We start from the raw sequence: 18,403 nt of genomic DNA, 5'->3' as shown, positions 1-18,403 counted from the left end.
GCTTGCGTCCATTCATTGAAATCCAGTCAGTACGGCGATCGCCACGGCGCTGGCGGCCAGGCCCATCAACAGCAGTTGAAAACGCCAGATCAGCGCAACCCAGCGCGGCCAGGGCACGCCGGCTACGCCGAGCGCGCCCATCAACGCCGCCGAGGTCGGCACCACCAGGTTGGTCAGGCCGTCGCCGAGCTGAAAGGCCAGCACCGATACCTGACGACTGACCCCGACCAGATCACCCAACCCGGCCATCAAGGGCATGGTGATCGCCGCCTGAGCACTGCCCGAGGTGACGAAGAAATTGAATATGCTCTGCACCAGCAGCATGCCCTCGGCAGCGGCCAGCTCTGGCCAGCCCTGCAGCAGGCTGCCCATGCTGTGAAGCAGACTGTTAAGCAGGGAGGGCTGATGCGGATCGCTGCCGCCAAGCAGATACAGCAGGCCCTTGGCCATGGCGATCACCAGGGCGGCGGGGATCAGATCCTGCACTCCACGCACGAAGGCCTCGGCCGCCTCGTTGGCGCGAATCCGTCCACTCAGCACCGCCACCAGACCGGCCACCAGGCCGAGTGCGACGAACTGGCTGGCAATCTGCGGGATATAGTAGCCACCCGCCACCACACCCCAGATGATCCAGATCACGGTGGCCAGCACACTTAACAGGATGATCCAGTCGCAGCCCTGAAGCGGCAAGCCCCGCTGTTCGCTGATCTCCTGCTGCGCACTTGCAATCGTCTGGCGGTGCCGACTGGCATACCACAGTACAAAGCCGAGTGAGATGGCGACGAAGCAGACATACATGACTATCCGCAGCGGCGCACCGGAGAGCAGCGGCAGTCCGGCAATGCCCTGCGCCACAGCGACGCTGAACGGGTTCATCCAGGAGGTGGCAAAGCCGATCTGACTCGCCATATAGGTCACCATGACACCGACTTCCGCCGGAAGGCCAAGGCGCAGCAACAGGGGCAATAGCAGCGCAAGAAACGCAATCGTTTCCTCGCCCATGCCAAACACCGCACCGCCAAGGGAAAAGGCAATGAACAAGGCGGCCAGCAGCAGGCGCGGCGAACGCTCGGCGCGATCAGCCAGCCGCAACACCGCGCGATCCATCGCGCCACTGGCACGGACCACGCCAAACGCGCCACCGACCAGCAGCACAAAGGCAATTACCCCGATCGCGGCGCTGGAGCGGTCGCCCGAGGTGAAACCCTCAAACAGGGCATTGATCAGGCCGGCCTGGCTGTCGTCGGCGGCAAACAGGGTGGTGGCAACGCGCTGCCCGCTGTGGCGATAACTCTCCAGCGCAATCGGCTGATCGGGCAAGAACTCACCGGCCGGAAGCCACGGCGCTAGCAAGGCCACCAGCAGACAGCCTGCCAGCAGAATCAGCAAGGTGTGCGGCGTCTTGGAGGCTTGGTCGGACGTATTCATCAACTAGTCCTCGGTGGTCGAACACGGAGTTCGACACAATGGTGACGCATGGCGACAGCCCGATGTCGGTGGAATAGCGATTTGAAGCCCCTACCCAGGAACCTCGCCATGCGAGGCCCCTGGGCAGTAGAAGATCGGCTCCCTAACCCCACCCCGGCCCTCCCCGAACATCGGGGAGGGAGTTCCGGGGCACCAGCCGGCGCGCGAAAATCAGTGCGCATCGATCTACCCAGGAACCTCGCTATGCGAGGCCCCTGGGCAGGCAAAGACTGGCTCCCTAACCCCACCCCGGCCCTCCCCGAACATCGGGGAGGGAGTTCCGGGGCACCAGTCGGCGCGCGAAAACCAGTGCGAATCGATCTACCCAGGAACCTCGCCATGCGAGGCCCCTGGGCAGTAGAAGATCGGCTCCCTAACCCCACCCCGGCCCTCCCCGAACATCGGGGAGGGAGTTCCGGGGCACCCGCCGGCGCGCGAAAATCAGTGCGCATCGATCTACCCAGGAACCTCGCTATGCGAGGCCCCTGGGCAGGGGAGCAAGGCGCGGCCTCGGCGAATCGATAGGTCACCCATCCACTGATGAAGGACTCACCCATCAGAACCGATGCGTATAGCTGAGTTGGAACCAGCGCCCCAGGCTGTCGTGGTTGAACTCGTCGAAGTTGGTCGCCGAGCCCAGCGCCCGCGGCGGATCGCGATCAGCCAGATTGCGCACGGTGAGGCTGGTGAACGCATTCTCGCCAATATCCCAGGTCAGGCTGGCATGCAGCACGGTCCAGGAGGAAATCCGCCGCCCTGCCGGCACGCCGTCACGCTGATCGTCATCGTAGTAACTATCGGTGTAGTCGGCCCACAGGCGCGTGGTGTAATCCTGATAGCGCCACTTGATTCCGGCCACCGCCAGCCATTCGGGATAACGGAACTCATCTACCCGTTCCACCAGGCGAACACCGTTGCGGCAGAGGCCCACGCCACGTCGGCCGCCGCTGACATCATCACCGCAGCTTTCCGAGCGCTGGAAGCTGTGTGTCCAGGTGGCGTCGAAGAACAGGGTGAAAGCGCCGAGCTCGGCAGGTTCCAGGCGGTGCTCCAGCGAAATGTCGAGGCCATCGGTCTTCTGTACGCCGACATTGATCAGATTGAGATGGATTTCCTCGATCGGGCTACCGATCGTGCCGTTGCGGGTTTCGATACCGATCTGGCCGGGCCCGAGCTCTCCACGCGCCACGACCAGGGAAGGGTCGAGCAGGGCCCGGCGGAACAGCTCATTGGCGTCGATATCGACCAGATTTTCGTGCTCGAAGTTGAACCAATCGAAGGTCAGGGTGGTGGAGTCACCCAACTGGAATACCGCGCCCAGATTCCAGGCCTCCGAGGTTTCCGCCTTGAGATCCGGATTGCCATAGATCTCGCTGAGGTAGAAATCATCCTCGGCAAAGCCATCGCAGAAACTGTCGAAGAATTCGCTGCCGTCAGCACAGGGCAAGGCGCCGGAACTGAGGGTGGTGCCGGCGCCGCTCTGCGCCAGCGAGGGAGCGCGGAACGAACTGTTCCAGCCACCGCGCACCACGATCGACTCATGCGCCTGCCAGCGGAAACTGGCGGCTGGATTGAAGTCACCGCCGAAATCATCGTAGTGGTCGTAGCGCCCGGCCAGGCGCAGATCGAAGCTGTCATGCAGGGGAATCAGGGTTTCGGCAAACACCGCCCATTGATTGCGGCTGGCCGCCACGGCGGTCGAGCCGAATCCGTACACCGGCACCTCGCCGCTGATCGGGTCAGCGGTGGCCAGCGGCGAGGGGTCGTCGCGCACTTCCTCGCGTCGCAGCTCGGCACCGAAGGCCCAGGCGATCGGGCCGGCCGGCGCTTCACCCAGATCACCGGCGAACTTCATATCCCAACCATAGAGCTTGGACTCACCCGCGCGCGGCACCCGCTCGCGTAGCAGGCCCAGAACCTCGGCGCTGTTCTCGGTCTGGCCATTGAACGGGTTGTAGTACACGCCGCCATTGTCCGGCGAACAATTTATCGAGCCATCGGCGCAGAGCTGGCCAAGCAGGGCGGCGCGGAAGCGCTCGACATTGTAGATGCCGGCGATCGCCCGCTGCTCGGAATCGCTGCGGGCGACATTCAGCGCGCTGTCCCAGGTCCAATCGCCGACCACACCGGATAGGCCACTGACCAGTCGCCAGTTGCGGGTCTCGACTTCAATCGTGCGCGGATCGGGAAAGCGCCCCCATCCAAAGATGCTGAAATCCGGGTCGACACCGGCATCGAGCAGGCGCTGACGCAGGGCCGTGGGCATGCCCGGGTGATGGAAATCGATTTCTTCCTGGCTCCACGGCGCCGGCTCTGAGTTGGCCCGCGACTCATTGCGTTGCACGGCCAACTCGCCGAACCACTCCAGTTGCTCATTGAAGTGATAACCAAAGGTGGCATACAGACCCAACCGCTCCTCCTCCGGATTGCTGGCAGTAAAGGCATTGCGATTCAGCTCGCAATACTCGCCGAAACGGCTGGCGGGAAAGCCGGGACGGCCGTCGTAGCGCTGCCCATCGGGGCAGCTGGCCTCGACAAAATCGATATCCTGGGCAAACAGATCGTTAAAGCTGGGGTAGATGCCCTGCTGTGAGGGTCGCGGCTCGACCGCGGAAATCGGCCGATCGCGGTCGTACAACGCGTTGCGCTTGTAGGCATCGACGATCAACATCGCACGACTCTGTTCGCCGCTGCGACCCCAGACCAGGTTGGCGTTGTAGCGACCTTCATCGCTGCTGGCCGCCGAGTCGGCATAGCTGCCGGACAGACGCAGCCCCTCGAAATCCTTGCGCAGCACGAAGTTCACCACCCCGGCCACGGCATCGGCGCCGTACACCGCTGATGCGCCGGTGGTGAGCACTTCGACCCGGTCGACCGCGGCCAGTGGAATGGCATTGATGTCGACAAAGTTCTCCGAGCCATTGGCGAATGAAGCAACCGCCACGCGCCGTCCATTGACCAGGGTCAGGGTGCTGGCGGTACCCAGACCGCGTAGCGACACGCCTGCGAATCCGGCCGGTGAATCGCCTTGCTTGGCACCGGAGTTGGCGGTGGAAAAATTGCCGGTGCCGCCGCCGGCCTGGCTGACCTCGGCCAGCAGATCAGCCACGGTGACGGCGCCGCTGGCCTTGATGTCTTCGATATCGAACACCTTGACCGGCTGGGCGTCCTGCAGATCGATGCCTTTCAGGTTCGAGCCGGTGACGACGATGGTGTCCAGCTCGGCGGCGTTGTCCTGATCCGATTCGGACGAAGACTGCGCCAGCGCCGAGCCGAGCAGGAGTGGAGAGGAAAGACAAAACACAAGGGCAGCGGCCAACGGCCGGCGACGAAGCACGGTGCGCATGAGAGACTCCAATACCAAGCACCCACCCGCGAGGGCGAGAACGAAAACAGGTGTTGTGGAAACCGGCGGACGCCGGCAAGCCGAGCGAATGCTCAGCGCGGGAGGCTTATTCGTCCCACCACTCGGAGAGGTAGAAGCTCTCCGCGAAGTTCTCGTTGGCGTTGAAAAGGCTCATGCTTTTTGGCTTGCGAGATTGAGAACCCAGTCGAGCACGGTGCCTGACTGAGGCGGTAAACAAGCTGCAACGAGCCATGTCGCCTGTCAAGTGCCGGTCATCGGTTCGTGAGCTTGCACTCGAAACCGACCGCTTGTGCCTGTTCGAAGCGGCACTGGCAATTTCGGCGGTTTTCCGGCAACCCTGAAAAAGAGCCCCTGACCCCTGCCTGCCATGTCGCCGTCAAGAATCACCCTGTACTGTTCCTTCTTAGCTATCTGGTTCACCTATGCACAGGCGCATCCGCCCGAGCTGGTGCTGGCCGGCGGCTCACTCAACCTGTGCAGCAGCCTCTCAACACGCCATTGCGCTGACAAAAGTACTCCAGCAGGTCGCGTCGCCTCGCTCTACTCGCTGAGCAGAACACAACGCAAGTCATCGCTAAGTGCACTGAAGTCCATACTCAATGAGACCCAATACCGCGCGCTAGAATCGGAGCTGAGCCGCGTTCGACAATCGATCGGCGTCGGCCCGCATGACGCAACCGCCTTGGATGAGGCGCTGTGGCAGGCCTGCCGCGAACCGCGCTGCGCCTGGCGGCGCATGAATGACGATCAGCGGGCCGCGGTACTGGCCAGCCTGGAACTTGGTCAGTTCGACGCTGCTGGCAAACGCATCCCCGAGAGGGTTTCGCTGGCGGCCAGCCGCGACCCCTCGGGAGCGGCAATCCTGCGCGATTTCGTCGCCCGCGCAGGACAGCGCAGTGGTGAGCAGGCGCCGCGGGTCGCGGTGGTCACCGCATCCGGCTTCGACCCGTTTGATGCCGTCGACTACTACCTGGGCGCCCTGGCTCAAGCCGGCGCCGAACCGATGTGGTGGCCGATCGACGCAGCGCTGGCCGAACGGGTGTTCGGTGACCGCGACTGCGACCAACTCGGCCTTCGGCATGCCGCTCTGCTGGGTTTGCCGGATCGTTCGGCGGTGTTTCCTGACCGCGTCGCCGAACAGCACGCCTGGTGCAGATCTGAACAGGCCGCTTCGGTGCCGGCCAATATTCACGGAGTATTCTTCGCCGGCGGCGATCAGTGGAAGCTACGCTCGGCATTCTTTGGACCAGGCGACCAACCAAACGCATGGCTAAGGGAGCTGCGCCGCCGGCATGCCAGCGGCGAGCTGGTGATCGCCGGCACCAGCGCCGGCACCGCGGTGCAAGCCGGCCCTGGCATGCTCAGCAACGGCAGCCCGCAGCAGGCCCTGATCCGCGGCCCACAACAGGCGCGTCCACCAAAGCCAGGATGCAGTCGCAGCAAGGCCTGCGGCGATCTCCACGAGGATTCCTTTACGGTCTGGCCGGCCGGCGGACTCGGCCTGGCCGCCCCGTTCCTGATGGACACCCACTTCTCCGAACGCGCACGCGAATGGCGACTGATGCGCGCGTTGGCCGATGGCCCGGCGCGAGCCGCGATAGGCGTCGATGAAACCAGCGCTGTGGCCATGACTCAACACGCTGATCAGTCGTGGACGCTGAACGCATTGGGTCGCTCCGGCGCCTGGCTGTTCGAAACCGAAGCCACCAGTTGCGGCCGTTGGCAGGGCCGCGCTCACTACCTCTCTGCCGGAACCCGCCTGCGCTGGACCGCCGACTCGGTCAGCCTGCAGCCGACCGACATCACTCAGCCGCTGCCGCCCAGCAGCGCTGCCCCGCTACCGGCCAACGATCACCCGTCCTTTGGCGAAGGCGCCATCCGCCTTGCTCTGCAACCCCTGGCCAGCGGCGCCCGCGCCTGGAGCTGGCGCGCCGAAGGCGCCCTGCTGAGCTTCAGCCAGCGAGCCGACACTCAACATAGGGATTCACCGGGTCGGCCACCCACCCTGCTGCGACTCGGCGCGGAACTGAGTTTCGCGGCGATGTGCGATGAGGAACAGGTGCAGGTCGGACAGTAGGGCGCATGTAGCGGAAGCTATAACGCATCCAACCGGCCTGTAGGGCTTCGACCGGCTGAGCCTATTGATTGTTCTGGATAACCCTACAGCGCAGCCTTCGCGCCGCACGCCAGCCGACTAACGCCCCGACCGAAGCACCCTATGCCACAGCAGAGCCAAACCAGCGTCCAGCAGCGCCAACGCCCGCTGCAATGGCGTGCTAAGAAGCAACCATGCCGCCAGAATGCCGAGCACATCCGCCGCCAGGTCGAGCCATTCCGCGCCGCGCCAGGGCACCAGCATCTGCAGCAACTCGATCTTGATTCCGTACAACAGCAGGCCCAGCGCTGCCCAGCGACGTCCCTGCGGAAACAGCATGCCGGCATACAGCATCATCAGGCAGAAGCCGAGCGCATGTTCGATCTTGTCGAAGTAGTTCGGCGTCCACTCGATCTCCGGCATCTTGACGAGGGCCAGCACCAGGCCGCTGAGCAGCCATAGCAGACCAAGTGATTGCCACAGGCGAGCAAAATGAAGACCAGGGCGGGTGTCAGGGACTGAATTCATCGGCACAAGCCTGCCGGAATTCGCCGATTTCGACCAGGGATTGTGTCAGTAGGCTGCAGCGCTCCGGCCCTGCCGCGGCGACACAGGTCTAGCCGGGATATTTCATGAGGTCGCGCCGAAAGATCCGGCAATTCCAAGCGGGGCGAGAGTTTCGACCGATGGTGTTGAGATAACAGAGTGTTGGCGATCTTTCGGCGCTGGCACGGCCCTCATTCGGCCGCTGCGCGGCTCGTCGCGCCTTGCACTCGACGCAAAGTCCTCGGTGATCATCCGCGCCCCTGATGAAATATCCGGGTTAGCAGACTGCTGAGACTCATTTCAGCAGCCTGATTTTGCGCGCCACGGACGGCGCGCGCGGAAAACGAACACGCAAGTGGTTGATTTCCGGCATGGGTGGCGCGGCTTTGCCCCACGATGCCCCTTGCTGAAGGTCGATTTGCTCAGAGTCAGCTTTGCATCGGCGGACGCAAGCACGCTTCTCCGAATCCCGAACCCCGGCTACTCAATACCCCGCCGCCTGTCCATCCTTACGGCTCTCCGAGGCACCGTAGTACACCCCATTGTCGCCGCGCATGATGGCCTGATAGCCGCCGAACACGCCGTCGGCAAACTCGATGTTATGGCCGCGACGCTGCAGGTCGCGAATCACTTCCCAGCCAAAGCCGGTTTCGAGGTTGAGCACGCCGCCGTCCTGCATTTCGGCCAACTGGCCGGCCGGCTCGGTGCTGCCGTCGTGGTGGATGCGCGGGGCGTCGCCGGCCTCCTGCAGGTTCATGCCGAAATCGACCAGGTTCATCACGATCTGCACATGGCCCTGCGGCTGCATCGCACCGCCCATCAGGCCAAAGCTCACCCAAGGCTTGCCGTCCTTGGTAATAAAGGCGGGGATGATGGTGTGGAAGGGCCGCTTGCCGGGCGCGAAGCTGTTCGGGTGACCTGCCTTCAGCACGAATTGTTCGCCGCGATCCTGAAAGATAAAGCCAAGTCCCGGCACCGCCATGCCCGAGCCCATGCCGCGGTAGTTGGATTGGATCAGACTCACCATCATGCCCTCGCCATCGGCGACGGTCAGGTAGATGGTGTCGCCCTGATTCAACTTAGCTCCGGCATCCACCGCCTTGGCGGCCCGAGTCGGATTGATCAATGCACGGCGCTCACTGGCGTAGCGTTCACTTAACAGCTGTTCCAGCGGCGCCGGAGCAAAAGCCGGATCGGCATACCAGCGCGCCCGATCGGCGAAAGCCAGCTTCTTTGCCTCAACGAACAGATGCACGTGCTCGGCACTGCCAAAGGCAATCCGGCTGAAATCGAAGCCTTCAAGAATGTTCAGCATCTGCAGCGCAGCGATGCCCTGCCCGTTCGGCGGCAGCTCCCAGACGTCGACCCCGCGGTAGTTGACGCTGACCGGCGCCACCCATTCGCCCTGGTGAGCGGCCAGATCCTCATAACTCAGAAATCCATCATTGGCCTTGAAGTAGGCATCGATCTGCCTGGCAATCTCGCCCTTGTAGAAGGCATCGCGGCCGCCCTTGGCAATCTTCTCCAGAGTGCGGGCCAGATTCGGGTTCTTCCACAGCTCACCCTTGCGCGGGGCGCGGCCGTCGACGGTGAATTGCTCGGCAAAGCCCGGCCACTTCGACAGCACCGGCACCGAGCGATTCCAGTAGTAGGCGATCAACTCGTGCACCGGATGTCCTTCGCGGGCATAGCGGATGGTCGGCGCCAGGTTGTCGGACATCTTGCGCTTGCCGAACTTGTCGTGCAGGGCAAACCAGCCATCGACCGCACCGGGCACGGTGACCGGCAGCGGACCATGTGGCGGAATGTCCTGATAGCCGTTGTCCTGAAACCACTGCAGGCTAAGCGCCTGCGGCGAGCGCCCGGAGCCGTTATAAGCATGCAGCTTCTGGGTTTTCGGATCCCAGACGATGGCAAACAGATCACCGCCGATGCCATTGCCGGTCGGCTCCATCAGACCCAGGGCCGCATTGGCGGCAATCGCCGCATCCACTGCGCTGCCGCCGGCCTTCAGTACATCGAGGGCGATCTGGGTGGCGAGCGGGTGCGAAGTGGCCGCCATGGCATGCGGCGCAATCACTTCCGAGCGGGTAGCAAACTCACGGCCGGTAACACGATCCATGGCGACTCCCTCCACGCTGAAGCTGATGGTAGCGGCCAATACCAGCAGGCTCGCACCCAACACAGTCGGTTTCATCGCAGATCTCCTACAACACGTTGAGCAGGGCCCGCCAGCCGAGCAAGGTGACCAGCGAGGCCGGAATGCCAAAACCCACCATAGCCGCTGCCAGGCCCGGTGCCAAACGATGCGAGATGGCCAGTGCACTGGCCGTGATCATCGGCGCCATCGCTGCTTCCAGCACCACGGCATTGCGCATCAGGCTGTCCATGCCGAACAGGGCAGCCAACAGCAGGGCCAGCAAGGGCAACACCAGCAGTTTGGCTGTGAGGCCAAGCAGCAGTGGCGCGCGTTCGCGCGCCGGCACCCGAAAGCGCAGCTGCAGGCCGATCGCCAAGGTGACGATCGGCAACAGAGCGTCACTCAGCCGCTCCAGCAGATTAGCCACCATGGACGGCGGCTCGGCCGGCATCACGGTCAGCGCGACAATCAAGGTCAGAAAGGGCGGAAAACGCAGCATCTTGCCCAGCACCAGGGCGGTGCTTGGACGCTCACTGCCGGCGTAGCGCGCCAGTATCCACAGCCCATAGGTACTGAGCGCAATGAAGCTACCGAACTGGTCATAGGCCACGGCAAACGGCAGCCCCTGCTTGCCGAGAAAGGCCTCGACCAGGGGATAGCCGAGAAAGGACGTATTGCCGAGCGGAACGCAGAGCAGCAGGACCGCGCGCTCGCTGTCATCCAGCTTCAAGCAGCGTGCGATCAGGGCCACCAGGGGCACACTGGCCAGCAACAACAACCAGGGCACCGCAATCAGGGCCAGCAAGCTGCTATCCAGACTGAGCTGGGAGGCAAAGCGCAACACCGCCGCCGGCAGGCAGACGTTCAAGGCGAACTGGTTCAGCGCCTCTGCACTGTTGGCAGGCAGCAGGCGCCAGCGACCGAAGGCATAGCCGAGCGCCATCATCAGACCAATCAGGAAGAAGGCGTCGATGGCCACGTCGTCGATCGTCGGTGGGAGGGCGGTTGACTATAACAACCGAGGCCCGGCGCCCCCATCCTGAACCATCCGTCAGCGAGGTGAAACCGCGCCCCTGCTACAATTCCGAGTCTTTGCTCTAGCTAAGGAAGCTCCTCGCATGGCCGTGCCCGCGACCGCCTTCGACGCCACCTACACCCTGGAAGACAAGTACACCCGCTCAGAAGGGCGGATCTACCTGTCCGGGGTTCAGGCCCTGGTGCGCCTGCCGCTGATGCAGCAGATGCGCGACCGCGCGGCCGGCCTGAATACCGCCGGCTTCATCTCCGGCTATCGCGGCAGCCCGCTGGGCGGCTTCGATCTGGAGCTGTGGAAGGCGCGCAAGCACCTGGAAGGCAGCCAGATCAAGTTCACCCCGGGCCTGAATGAGGATCTGGGCGCCACCATGGTCTGGGGCACCCAGCAGGTCGGGCTGTGGCCGGGGGCCAAGCAGGATGGTGTGTTCGCCATGTGGTACGGCAAGGGTCCCGGTGTCGATCGCTGCGGCGACGTGTTCAAGCACGGCAATGCCGCCGGCACCCATAAGCATGGCGGCGTGCTGGCCCTGGCGGCCGACGATCATGCCTGCCGCAGTTCCACCCTGCCGCACGGCTCGGAGCTGGAGTTCGTCTCGGCGATGATGCCGATCCTCAATCCGGCCGGGGTGCAGGACATCCTCGACATGGGCATGCTCGGTTGGGCGATGAGCCGCTTCACCGGTCGCTGGGTGGGCTTCAAGACGATTGCCGAAACGGTGGAAAGCTCGGCCTCGGTGAATGTCAATCCGCACCAGCTCGACATCATCCTGCCGGAGGACTTTGAAGTGCCGCCGGGCGGCTTGAATATTCGCTGGCCCGATCCGCCCCTTAACCAGGAGATGCGCCTGCACCAGTATGCGGTGCGCGCCGCGACGGCATTCGCCCGGGCCAACAAGATCGACAAGACGGTGATCGACTCGCCACGCGCACGGCTCGGCATCATTACCACCGGCAAGAGCTATCTCGATGTGCTGCAGGCACTGGAATACCTCGGCCTCGATCGCAAAGCCTGTGAGGACATCGGCATCCGAGTGTACAAGGTCGGCATGACCTGGCCGCTGGAGCCGATCGGCATGCGCGAGTTCGCGCGTGGGCTGGAAGACATCATCGTGGTGGAAGAAAAGCGCTCGTTCATCGAATCGCAGATGAAGGAGCTGATGTACAACTGGGATCATCACACCCGGCCGAGCATCGTCGGCAAGTACAACGAGCAGGGCGACTGGATTCTGCCCAGCACTGCCGAGCTGACCCCGGCGATGATCGCCCAGGTGATCGCCTCGCGGGTACAGAAATTCTTCAACAGCGAGAAGATTGACGACCGGCTGAAGTGGATCGCCGCCAAGGAGCAAGAGCTGACCGTGCCGCGGGCCAATTTCCCGCGCGTGCCGCATTACTGCTCGGGCTGCCCGCACAACACCTCGACCAAGGTGCCGGAGGGCTCACGCGCCCTGGGTGGCATCGGCTGCCACTACATGGTCACCTGGATGAATCGCAGCACCGACACCTTCACCCAGATGGGCGGCGAAGGCGTGACCTGGTGCGGCCAGGCGCCGTTTACCGATACCGAACACGTGTTCCAGAACCTCGGCGATGGCACCTATTTCCATTCCGGTTCGCTGGCCATTCGCCAGGCGATCGCGGCCAAGGTGAATATCACCTACAAGATTCTCTACAACGATGCCGTCGCCATGACCGGCGGCCAACCGGTCGACGGCACCCTCACGGTACCGGACATCGCCTGGCAGGTGCGCTCCGAGGGCGTCGATACGATCTTCGTGTTAAGTGACGATATCGAGAAGTGGTCGAAGCCGGAGATCTTCCCGGAAGGCGTGCAGTTCCGCGACCGCGACGAACTCGATGCGGTGCAGAAGCAATTGCGCGAAGTGAAGGGCACCTCGGTGCTGATCTTCGATCAGACCTGCGCCACCGAGAAGCGCCGTCGACGCAAGCGCGGCAAGATGGTCGATCCGCAGAAGCGGGTGATGATCAACTCCCTGGTCTGCGAAGGCTGTGGCGACTGCGGCAAGAAGAGCTTCTGCGTCTCGGTGCTGCCGAAAGACACCGAGTTTGGCCGCAAGCGCGATATCGATCAATCCAGTTGCAACAAGGATTACAGCTGCGTCAAGGGCTTCTGCCCCAGCTTTGTCACTGTCCACGGTGGTCAGCTGAAGAAGCGCAAGGCCACCGACCCGCAAACCCTGATCGCCAATCTGCCGCAGCCGAGCCTGCCGTCGCTGCAGCAGCCCTGGAACATTCTGATCACCGGCGTCGGCGGCACCGGCGTGGTCACCATCGGCGCCCTGCTCGGCATGGCTGGCCATCTCGAAGGCAAGGGTGCCACTGTGCTGGATCAAACCGGTCTGGCACAGAAGGGCGGTGCGGTCACCACTCATATCCGCATTTCCGCCCAGCCCAGCGACATCCATGCCGTGCGTATCGCCGCCGGTGAAGCCGATCTGGTGCTGGGCTGCGACATGGTGGTGGTGAATGACTACTGGGCGCTGTCGAAGATCCGCGCCGAGCGCACCCAGGTGGTGTTGAACGGCTACGAGGCGATGCCCGGCACCTTCACCACCCAGCCGAACATGCAGTTCCCGCATGAAGGCATCGTCAATGCGGTCAAATTGGCCCTGGGCGGGCGCGAGCCGATGCAGGTCGACGCCACCGAGATTGCCACCGCCCTGCTCGGTGACTCGATCGCCAGCAACCTGTTCATGCTCGGCTATGCCTGGCAGAAAGGCCTGGTGCCGCTGAGTCTGGAATCGATCCACCGCGCGATCGAACTGAATGGCGCCGCGGTGAAGATGAACCAGCAGGCTTTCGCCTGGGGTCGACTGGCCGCGGACAACCTCGATGCGGTGCTGGATGCGGCCGGCATGAAGCAGGCCGATGACGGCAAGGTGGTGGCCATGCCGCTGGATGACGAGCGGCTGTCGAAGTCGCTGGACGAAATCATCCAGCGCCGGATGGCCTTCCTCACCGACTACCAGAACGCTGCCTATGCCGCGCAGTACCAGACCCTGGTCGACGAGGTGCGCCGCGCCGAGCAGGCCAAGGCGCCCGGCTCCACGGAGTTGACCGAGGCGGTGGCCCGCTACTACTTCAAGCTGATGGCCTACAAGGACGAGTACGAAGTCGCCCGACTGCACACCAGCAAGGAATTCCGCCGCCAGTTGGAGTCGACCTTCGAGGGCAAGTACCAGCTGCACTTCCATCTGGCACCGCCGTTGCTGGCCAAGAAGGACAGCGAAGGCCATCTGGTCAAGGCCGAATACGGCGGCTGGGTGTACCGCGCGTTCCAACTGCTGGCCAAGTTCAAGGGCCTGCGCGGCAGCGCCTTCGATGTGTTCGGCTACGCCGCCGAGCGCAAGATGGAGCGGCAGCTGATCAGCGACTACCAGAAGACGATCCGTTCGCTGCTGGGCGAGCTCAGCGCCGACAGGATCGAGCTGGCGGCGGAGATCGCCTCGATTCCGGGGCAGATTCGCGGCTATGGCCACGTCAAGGAAGCGCACCTGAAGAGCGCGCTCGCCGAGCAGGACAAGCTGCTGGCGCGCTGGAAGGATCGTGAACCAGGCCGCGCTGCCGCCTGAACGATGGGTTAGCGCAGGGAATCAACGGGCACCGTCGGCAGACAGCCGGCGTGCGCCCGGCGGTTTTTCGTTCTAGATTAGTGACCGTGCTCCGCACAGGCAGCAGACCTGTGCGGATTCGTCGCTCGGCAGCAGCAGTTTCGCCGCCGGGTCGACTTATCCGCGCACCGCGTCATGGCCTTGGCCATTGACGTGTGACAAGCGTTGAGCGGCCTGCCGCCCAACGAATACCAGTTCGTGAGGTGCTGCAGAGTGAAGTGTTGTGTTCGAGTCGCGCTAGTCGCGTTGCTGATAAGCTTGCCGGGATTGCTGCCGGCCAGTTCGGTGCAGATACCAGAGCCAGGGTATCTGGTGATCGACGATGCCTGGTACGGGTTTGGCGTACGAGATGGCGATCCTGCGACCGAAGCCACGCTCAGCCCGCTGGGCGCACGTGGCTTTCATCTCAAGACCGTGCTGGATATCGGCGGCTGCGAGCGCGGATCCGGTCTGCCGCCCAGCCCCCTGCTGATCGGCCAGTCGGCGCTCAGCGTGTCCGACTTGCCGGCCGACCAGCAACCCGAACCCCCTACCGGCAGCCCCCCGCTGCTACCGGCAGAAGCCAGCACACCAGCGCAACTGCGATTGGCTACCTGCGACGACACCGTGGTGATGTTCGTGCGCAGTGTCGATGGCGATCTCAATTGCCAAATGCGGCTTGGCTTTCCATTCGCTCGACGCGCCGACTGCCCGTCACTGAACGCGGCTGATTGGAGCTACGTGTTCTCAGCCGATTTCGACTGAGCACATCGCCCCATCGAGATCGGGTCGCCCTGAGCGGATTGCGCCGCTCAGGGCTCCCATACCACCGGCACAAAGTCCTCGGTGATCATCCGCGCCCCCTCATGAAATATCCGGGCTAGTGTCATGTCGCATAAATAACACTCATAAATGACGTATACTTTTCCGGGCTTGGTTGCGGGAAACGCTGATGGGCCGATTGCGCGCGGATGGTGAGATTGAGCTCTTCGTAACCCGATACAACGCTGACGCAACCCCTCTCCAGTGGATCGCCACCGCCGACTCAATCTTGCAAATGATCGCGCGCCTTGCGAAACGTATTTCTGCGACAGGACACTAGATCCTGCTCTTCGTTGTTGCTTGCAGCAAACGATTGAAACTGTTAATGGTTTTCTGGGGAGACCTCAGGCCAGGGCCCGTCCACTGTTGAGACTCATTTCAGCGCCCTGCCAACGGGGCGGGCGCGCCACGCACGTGCAATGCCTGGTCTCCTGGCGCATACAAGCGCAGGCCCTGCGCTGCCATCACTGCACCGCCCAACCCCAGCAGGTAGCCCACGACAGCAGCCAGAAAGGCGCCGAAGTGATCATCACCCAGGCCAGTGCCAGCGTAGACCCATTTAACACCTATATCCACCGATGTCGCGATCAACAGGGCCAACAACAGCCTGCCGATGCGACGCGGCAGGCTGACCGCATCGAGCGGCATGCCGCGAAGCGCCAGCACGGCGATGCACAGCACGACCCCGGCCACCTGACCCAGACCGCCCGGGCTGAGCCAGCTGATCTGGGTGCCTAACCCAGCGCCGATCGCGCAAGCGCCGACCAGCGCGGCCGTCAGCCATCGGCCCTGGGCATCAACGCGCTGCAGGCGCGGCAGCAGCCACCAGGCCAGCAGCGAGGCCAGGGTGCCGATCAGCAGCCCACCCAGCACATCGGCGAGAAAATGGCGGCCGAGAAACATTCGCGAGAGACCCATCAGCAACGGCCAGATCACCACAAAGCCCCAGACCCATCGACTGCGCACGCCGAAGAACAGGGCCAGGGACAGCACCAGGGTCAGGGCCGAGGCCACGTGACCGCTGACGAATCCGAAACTGGGATCCGGTTCGGCGCGCACGGCAGCGATCGCCTCATTGCTGGGCAGGTCCCAGAAGGCCTTGCCAGCGCCGTCAGCTACCAGGGCGCGCACTTCTTCGCCCTTGTCGACCACCCGCAGGTCAACGTCGGCCGGTCGCGGCAAGGCGAATCCGTGCTTGAGGCTGGCCGTCAGCAGTCCACATAACACCAAGGCCAGGACAACGCCAAGGCCGGGCCGAAGGCGAATGGCAAACATCAACAGCAACACCACCGGCATGTAAACCCACTCACGCCCGATCTCACTCATCAGCCACATGAAATCGGCAAACCAGGTGCCGGAGAACTGCTGCAACCACAGTATGGGTTCGACCTGGAACATGGGCGCTCCGAGTAGGAAACAGATTCAGACATTGGCAGACGCCGATGGCGGCACAGCGTGACCGGCTCGGTAGGTCCGGCCCTGGCTTGCTGAGGTAACGGCAACTTAGGCGAGCGAGTTTGAATGCAGCATGGCGGGCCAGGGCCCGCCCTACGCCCCCGGCGGCTCGCGCTTGAGCTGCATGCAGCGCGCGAGCCAGGCGTCGCCCTTAGCCAGCAACTCCACCGGGGTGTATTTCCAGCCGGTCAGACCCAGCGCCTCGCCGACCACCCACTCGCGTTGAGCTTCGGTAAAGCCGCGCTCGCCGGCGACGACGCCGTTCAGCACCGCTTCGCCGGGTATTGGATCCTCCGCTGCCGGCTTTGCTGCGGCAGGTGCATTGCCGGTGGCGCGCTGGTCGACTACAGCCTGCGCCTTGCTTTCCAGCTCGGCAATCTGCGCCAGGGCCAGCTGCTGCGGATCCCTTGGCTCGTGCATGTAGGGCACTGCTTTGGCCAAGGCCTCGCGCAGGGCAGTGACCGAGCTGATCGCTTCCACGGCCTTGCTGCGGAACTGATCCATGCGGGTTCGCATCGGCGCCTGCTCGGATTTCAGGCGCTCGACTTCGCCTTGCAGGTGGAGCAGTTCTTCCACCGGCTCGTGCAGCTCACGCTCATCCAGCAGGTCCATTACCTTCTGATTGAGCTCGGCGTACAGCTGGGGATGGGTCAGCTTGAGGCCGCGACAAGCCGTCTGCCAGGCCAGGGCGACCTGGGTAGCACTGCTCTTGATCTCGCCGGTTGCCACCGGCATGCCGGAGCGGGTGACTTCGTGAATAGCCGCCTCCAGGCGCTGCGACAGGGCGTCGACCACTTGTTCGCCCGGATGGGTGCGCAGCGCGATGCGGCAATCAATCAGCAAGGTGCGCAGATCCAGCGTCACGATGATCCTCCTCAGGCCACCGCTTGCTTGCGGCGCATCTTGACGCCCAGCTGCACCAAGAGCAGCACCAGTATGCCGGCAACAATGCCGAGCAGCGCATCGGCCAGCAGCGATACCAGCAGGCTCAGTCCGCCCGCCGCCTGCAGCAGCGGCTCAACGGCGTGATGCAGGGCTGGCAACCCGTGCATCAGAATGCCGCCGCCGACCAGGAACATGGCGGCAGTGCCGGCCACCGAGAGGAATTTCATCAGCAGTGGAGCGGCCCACAGGATCATCCGCCCCGTGCGCTTGCTCAACGCCCCCGGCCGACCATGCAACCACAGGCCGAAGTCATCCAGTTTGACGATACCGGCCACCAGACCGTACACACCCACGGTCATCAGCACGGAAATGCCGACCAACACGCCGAGCTGTTGGGTGAATGTCGCTGCCGCCACGGTACCCAGACTGATCACGATGATCTCGGCCGAGAGAATGAAGTCGGTGCGTATCGCGCCTTTGATCTTGTCGCGCTCGAAGGCCACGATATCGACATTCTCATCGGCGACCGCCTCCACCAGTTCGGCGTGATGGGCCTGATCCTCGCTCTTCGAGTGCAGCCAACGATGAGCCAGTTTCTCCACGCCTTCGAAGCACAGGAACAGGCCACCGAGCATCAGCAATGGGGTAATCAGGAACGGCGCAAACACGCTGATCGCCAGTGCTGCCGGCACCAGGATCGCCTTGTTGATCATCGAGCCCTTGGCCACCGCCCACACCACCGGCAATTCGCGGTCGGCCTTCACCCCGGCCACCTGCTGAGCATTCAGCGCCAGATCGTCACCCAGTACCCCGGCGGTTTTCTTCGCCGCCACCTTGGTCATGACCGAAACGTCATCGAGCAGGGTGGCGATGTCGTCGAGCAGCGCGAACAGGCTGGAGCCGGCCATGTGATCGGGTTCCGCGAAAGGGAGCTCGATTGTATGCCCAGTGACCCGGATTGTGCGGGGGGCTGCCGGCAC

General features: G+C 63.5%; 11 protein-coding genes. 3 read left to right on the top strand and 8 right to left on the bottom strand.

Annotated features, from left to right (window positions below; all coding sequences use genetic code 11):
- Nucleotides 1-12 precede the first annotated feature (12 nt).
- Complete coding sequence (yfcC, locus tag IFO71_RS08575) at nucleotides 13-1,428, bottom strand: putative basic amino acid antiporter YfcC (RefSeq protein ID WP_192029189.1); 1,416 nt, start codon at nucleotides 1,426-1,428, stop codon at nucleotides 13-15.
- Between the two features lie 595 nt (nucleotides 1,429-2,023).
- Nucleotides 2,024-4,813 carry a TonB-dependent receptor plug domain-containing protein gene (locus IFO71_RS08570; protein ID WP_192029187.1) on the bottom strand — a complete coding sequence of 930 codons (2,790 nt, stop codon included), beginning with the start codon at nucleotides 4,811-4,813 and terminating at the stop codon, nucleotides 2,024-2,026.
- Nucleotides 4,814-5,201: 388 nt separating this feature from the next.
- On the opposite strand from IFO71_RS08570, the gene IFO71_RS08565 reads away from it, so the two are divergent.
- Nucleotides 5,202-6,911 (top strand): cyanophycinase, encoded by a 1,710-nt coding sequence (locus IFO71_RS08565; RefSeq protein WP_192029185.1) that lies wholly within the window; start codon nucleotides 5,202-5,204, stop codon nucleotides 6,909-6,911.
- A gap of 117 nt (nucleotides 6,912-7,028) precedes the next feature.
- On the opposite strand, the gene IFO71_RS08560 is transcribed toward IFO71_RS08565, so the two are convergent.
- The 3 genes from IFO71_RS08560 to IFO71_RS08550 form a co-directional block, all read right to left on the bottom strand.
- A complete protein-coding gene (locus tag IFO71_RS08560; RefSeq protein WP_484573325.1) occupies nucleotides 7,029-7,463 on the bottom strand; it encodes a VanZ family protein in 435 nt (144 codons plus the stop codon).
- 496 nt (nucleotides 7,464-7,959) lie between these two features.
- Nucleotides 7,960-9,672: a gamma-glutamyltransferase gene (ggt, locus tag IFO71_RS08555; protein WP_425502885.1), complete on the bottom strand. Its 1,713-nt coding sequence runs from the start codon at nucleotides 9,670-9,672 to the stop codon at nucleotides 7,960-7,962.
- 10 nt (nucleotides 9,673-9,682) lie between these two features.
- Entirely contained in the window at nucleotides 9,683-10,594 is a 912-nt protein-coding gene (locus IFO71_RS08550) for an AEC family transporter (protein WP_192029182.1), read from the bottom strand.
- A 139-nt stretch (nucleotides 10,595-10,733) separates the two neighbouring features.
- Between IFO71_RS08550 and IFO71_RS08545 the strand changes: the two genes are divergently transcribed.
- Together IFO71_RS08545 and IFO71_RS08540 are read left to right on the top strand one after the other, a co-directional pair.
- On the top strand, nucleotides 10,734-14,243 hold the full coding sequence (locus tag IFO71_RS08545) for an indolepyruvate ferredoxin oxidoreductase family protein (protein WP_192029180.1): 3,510 nt from the start codon (nucleotides 10,734-10,736) through the stop codon (nucleotides 14,241-14,243).
- A 297-nt stretch (nucleotides 14,244-14,540) separates the two neighbouring features.
- Nucleotides 14,541-15,026: a hypothetical protein gene (locus IFO71_RS08540; RefSeq protein WP_192029178.1), complete on the top strand. Its 486-nt coding sequence runs from the start codon at nucleotides 14,541-14,543 to the stop codon at nucleotides 15,024-15,026.
- Between the two features lie 435 nt (nucleotides 15,027-15,461).
- Here IFO71_RS08540 and IFO71_RS08535 read toward each other — a convergent pair whose 3' ends face one another.
- The 3 genes from IFO71_RS08535 to IFO71_RS08525 all read right to left on the bottom strand — a co-directional run bounded on the left by IFO71_RS08535 (nucleotide 15,462) and on the right by IFO71_RS08525 (nucleotide 18,331).
- Complete coding sequence (locus IFO71_RS08535) at nucleotides 15,462-16,481, bottom strand: phosphatase PAP2 family protein (protein ID WP_192029177.1); 1,020 nt, start codon at nucleotides 16,479-16,481, stop codon at nucleotides 15,462-15,464.
- A 150-nt stretch (nucleotides 16,482-16,631) separates the two neighbouring features.
- Nucleotides 16,632-17,402, bottom strand: a complete 771-nt coding sequence (locus IFO71_RS08530) for a hypothetical protein (RefSeq protein WP_192029175.1) — start codon at nucleotides 17,400-17,402, stop codon at nucleotides 16,632-16,634.
- A gap of 11 nt (nucleotides 17,403-17,413) precedes the next feature.
- A complete protein-coding gene (locus IFO71_RS08525; protein WP_192029173.1) occupies nucleotides 17,414-18,331 on the bottom strand; it encodes a DUF808 domain-containing protein in 918 nt (305 codons plus the stop codon).
- Between the last annotated feature and the right edge of the window lie 72 nt (nucleotides 18,332-18,403).

The organism is Pseudomarimonas arenosa (assembly GCF_014841215.1).
GTDB lineage: Bacteria > Pseudomonadota > Gammaproteobacteria > Xanthomonadales > Xanthomonadaceae > Pseudomarimonas > Pseudomarimonas arenosa.
Note: the sequence above shows the minus strand (reverse complement) of the source record. Positions and strands in the feature narration are given on the sequence as shown.

Coding starts and splice junctions, on each gene's coding strand:
- IFO71_RS08545 (WP_192029180.1), top strand. CDS start 10,734: ATGGCCGTGCCCGCGACCGCCTTCGACGCCACCTACACCCTGGAAGAC.
- IFO71_RS08570 (WP_192029187.1), bottom strand. CDS start 4,813: ATGCGCACCGTGCTTCGTCGCCGGCCGTTGGCCGCTGCCCTTGTGTTT.
- IFO71_RS08535 (WP_192029177.1), bottom strand. CDS start 16,481: ATGTTCCAGGTCGAACCCATACTGTGGTTGCAGCAGTTCTCCGGCACC.
- ggt (WP_425502885.1), bottom strand. CDS start 9,672: ATGAAACCGACTGTGTTGGGTGCGAGCCTGCTGGTATTGGCCGCTACC.
- yfcC (WP_192029189.1), bottom strand. CDS start 1,428: ATGAATACGTCCGACCAAGCCTCCAAGACGCCGCACACCTTGCTGATT.
- IFO71_RS08565 (WP_192029185.1), top strand. CDS start 5,202: ATGTCGCCGTCAAGAATCACCCTGTACTGTTCCTTCTTAGCTATCTGG.
- IFO71_RS08525 (WP_192029173.1), bottom strand. CDS start 18,331: ATGGCCGGCTCCAGCCTGTTCGCGCTGCTCGACGACATCGCCACCCTG.